The organism is Methylophaga sp. UBA5088, from assembly GCF_002414625.1.
Taxonomy (GTDB): domain Bacteria; phylum Pseudomonadota; class Gammaproteobacteria; order Nitrosococcales; family Methylophagaceae; genus Methylophaga; species Methylophaga marina.
This window is the reverse complement of record NZ_DIAC01000097.1, coordinates 31,734-34,840: the sequence shown is the minus strand read 5'-3', so window position 1 is coordinate 34,840 and position 3,107 is coordinate 31,734. Positions and strand designations below refer to the sequence as shown.

The window sequence follows — 3,107 nt, the reverse complement described above, 5'->3', positions numbered from 1 at the left end:
CTTTAACGTTACTGGGCGTCAGGTTTTACTTGTTTTCTGTCTTTTTCTTTGCTGGTTTTAACAAATTAAAAGACTGGGAGTCGACCCTGTTTTTATTTGAATATGAATATATGGTGCCTTTTTTAAGACATGATATTGCGGCTTATCTTGGCACGGCCACAGAGATTGCTTTACCCGTGTTGCTGCTCATGGGCTTAATCACTCCGGTCGCCGCTATCGGCTTGTTTATCTTTAATATTGTGGCAGTTTTTAGCCTCGCAGACATGCCACCGGCAGCGTTATTACTACATATTATCTGGGGTGGGTTGCTGTTTGCTTTAATACTATGGGGCCCTGGAAAAATAGCCGTGGATAGATTTGTTTTTAACAGTCACTAATATTCAACCGGCATCAGGAGGTGAGTGACAATGAGTCACTGCCTCCTTTTGTTTTAGTTCAATGATGTTTGTGAACGTAGGTGCTCTACCATCCAGTCAATCATGGATTTTGTTCTGGCTGAAGAATAGCGACCCTCTCTATGCACCACATGCACGGGCACGGGTGGATGCTCGTAATCACTCAAAATGATTTTTAATGCCCCACTCTCCAGGCTCTCTGCCACCTGATAAGACAGGAAGCGTGATATCCCCATATCCGCTAATACAGCTTTTTCTGCCGAGAAGTTATCGCTGACAGCTAAGAATGGGTCAACCCTGACACTGCTTGCTTTGCCTTTATCAATAAACTTAAGCTCATTACTGGGGCTGAGTCCTCTGGCCAGAATGATTTTGTGATTGGATAAATCTTCTGGTTTTTTTGGATAGCCATATTCTTTCAGATATGCCGTTGACGCACAGAGAACACGACGAATAGCCCCGACTTTGATGGCTTTATAGGATGAATCCTGTAACTCACCAATTCGAATTGCGACATCGACACCCTCTTCCAGCATATTGACGACACGATCAACGAATAAAGCATCCACCTGCATGTCAGGATAGTTTTTTAAATAGCTGATAATGCCATCCATCACATATAGCCGCCCGAATAATACTGAGGCGGTAATTCTGACCATTCCTCTCGGCGTAGCATTTCTGCCTCTGACGGCATCATCTGCTTCTTCAGATAGAGCGACAATCTGCTTGGTATCTTTGTAGTAACGCTGGCCTGCATCGGTGATTTGCAGGTGGCGGGTTGTTCTGTGTAATAGCTTCACACCGAGACGTGTTTCCAGTTCTGAAACGGCGCGACTAACGGCTGGAGGACTAAGTCTGAGTTTACGTGCAGCACTGGCAAAGCCTTCATTCTCAACCACGGCCACGAAGACAGTCATTAAATGTAGTCGGTCCATTCATTATTCCACTTTATGCAATAGTTAATTAATCATTTGGCTGATTATTATATTTCTGATAATAGCGAATAATGTTCTCGCTGGAAACACAACAGCATTATTTACTGATAACAGGAGAACAAACATGAGCAGAATCAAAACCATCACTGATGATATTGCCAACAATGAACAAGCTGAATTATTTGCTGCTATCCAATCATCACTGGGCATTGTGCCAAACTTCCTTCGGGTCTTTGCTAACTCACCGGATGCCTTAAAAGCGTTCCTGGGTTTTCATCATATTGCTGGTAATGGCTCTTTGGACGCCGCCACACGTGAACGAATTGCGCTGACGCTGGCTCAGAAAAATGAATGTGGCTATTGCTTATCAGCTCACACCGCTATTGGACGTAAAACTGGTTTAAATACCGATGAAATCAATGCCAATCGCCAGGGCGACAGTCAGGATGCCAAAGCCGCTGTTGCTGTGAAGTTTGCACGGACATTAGCTGAACACACAGGCGAAGTGACCAATGCCGAAGTGCAGGAAATGCGTGATGCTGGTTTCACTGATGCCGATATTGTTGAAGTCATTACCCACACGGGCATGAATTTATTAACCAATATTCTGAGTAAGGCCAGTCGGGTAGATATCGACTTCCCGAAAGTTGAACTGAATCAGGCGGCTTAACGGATATTGCCCGGTCTTTTGCCGATCGGGCAACTATTCTGAGGAGGTGTTATGGCCAGAGCATTTGCAAAAATCGCGTTTACAGACAATGTAAAACAGTTACAGTCTGAAATGGGTAGCCGGGAAACGTATCAGGTATTCGAGCAAGGTGATACCGATGATGTGTGTATTGATAAGCGAACAGAGCAATTCATCAAACAACGGGATAGTTTTTATATTGCCACAAGTAATGATGATGGCTGGCCGTATATTCAGCATCGAGGTGGACCCAAAGGTTTTCTCAAGGTACTGAGTGATAAACAGATTGGTTTTGCTGACTTTCGTGGTAATCGACAGTACCTCACTGCAGGCAATATTCAGGGTAATAGTAAAGTCTGTCTGTTTTTGATGGATTATGCTCAAACTCGCCGCCTGAAAATCTGGGGTCATGCTGAAGTGATTCAAGAAGCCGAATACGCTGGCTTTATGGCACAACTTGAACTCGCTGAGTTCAGAGCACCTGTTGAGCGTGGCATTGTCATCACCATTGACGCGATGGACTGGAACTGTCCGAAGTACATTACACCTCGTTATACTCAGGATGAGTTTGCACAGTTTTTAGTTGATGATTAGCGTGTAATTGTTTGAAAAAGCTATTTTATTTGCCTTTTAAAAGAGCGACAAAACTAATGATTTTATACAATATTGCATTATCGGGTAACTGCCATAAAGTACGGCTGATGTTATCTTTATTAGGCTTGAATTATCAGACCTATGATTTGGATTTAGGCACATCTGAACAGTTAAGTGACGACTTCTTGAAGTTAAATCCATTTGGTCAGGCACCGGTGATTGATGATCAAGGTATTGTCATTCGTGATAGCCAGGCTATTTTGGTGTATTTAGCTAAAAAATATGGTGAAGACAGGTTTTGGTCGGATGATCCTGCTGAGTTAGCTAATATCACATCATGGTTATCGACAGCAGCCAATGAGCTACAAAATGGCCCGGCCAGATTACGTCTGCATCATAAAATGGGCCGACCTATCGACCTTAAACACGCTACAGATACAACGACAAAACTGCTGAACATCATTGACCGTCACTTAGCTGATAAACAATGGCTAG

5 protein-coding genes are annotated in these 3,107 nt (G+C 43.5%); 4 read left to right on the top strand and 1 reads right to left on the bottom strand.

Annotated features, from left to right (window positions below; all coding sequences use genetic code 11):
- Nucleotides 1-377: DoxX family protein (locus B4K20_RS12120; RefSeq protein ID WP_289283068.1), on the top strand; the 377-nt coding region annotated here is incomplete at its 5' end.
- 53 nt (nucleotides 378-430) lie between these two features.
- Here the strand turns inward: B4K20_RS12120 and B4K20_RS12115 are convergent.
- The gene (locus B4K20_RS12115; RefSeq protein WP_289283067.1) at nucleotides 431-1,330 is read right to left on the bottom strand and encodes a LysR family transcriptional regulator; all 900 of its coding nucleotides are present in this window, start codon (nucleotides 1,328-1,330) and stop codon (nucleotides 431-433) included.
- A gap of 124 nt (nucleotides 1,331-1,454) precedes the next feature.
- On the opposite strand from B4K20_RS12115, the gene B4K20_RS12110 reads away from it, so the two are divergent.
- The 3 genes from B4K20_RS12110 to B4K20_RS12100 form a co-directional block, all read left to right on the top strand.
- Nucleotides 1,455-2,000, top strand: a complete 546-nt coding sequence (locus tag B4K20_RS12110) for a carboxymuconolactone decarboxylase family protein (RefSeq protein ID WP_289244294.1) — start codon at nucleotides 1,455-1,457, stop codon at nucleotides 1,998-2,000.
- A gap of 51 nt (nucleotides 2,001-2,051) precedes the next feature.
- The gene (locus B4K20_RS12105; RefSeq protein ID WP_289283066.1) at nucleotides 2,052-2,612 is read left to right on the top strand and encodes a pyridoxamine 5'-phosphate oxidase family protein; all 561 of its coding nucleotides are present in this window, start codon (nucleotides 2,052-2,054) and stop codon (nucleotides 2,610-2,612) included.
- Between the two features lie 56 nt (nucleotides 2,613-2,668).
- The coding region (locus tag B4K20_RS12100; RefSeq protein ID WP_289283065.1) for a glutathione S-transferase family protein at nucleotides 2,669-3,107 on the top strand (439 nt) is incomplete at its 3' end.

What these genes read in the sequence shown, in the direction of transcription:
- B4K20_RS12115 (WP_289283067.1), bottom strand. Translation starts at nt 1,330, where the DNA reads ATGGACCGACTACATTTAATGACTGTCTTCGTGGCCGTGGTTGAGAAT.
- B4K20_RS12110 (WP_289244294.1), top strand. Translation starts at nt 1,455, where the DNA reads ATGAGCAGAATCAAAACCATCACTGATGATATTGCCAACAATGAACAA.
- B4K20_RS12105 (WP_289283066.1), top strand. Translation starts at nt 2,052, where the DNA reads ATGGCCAGAGCATTTGCAAAAATCGCGTTTACAGACAATGTAAAACAG.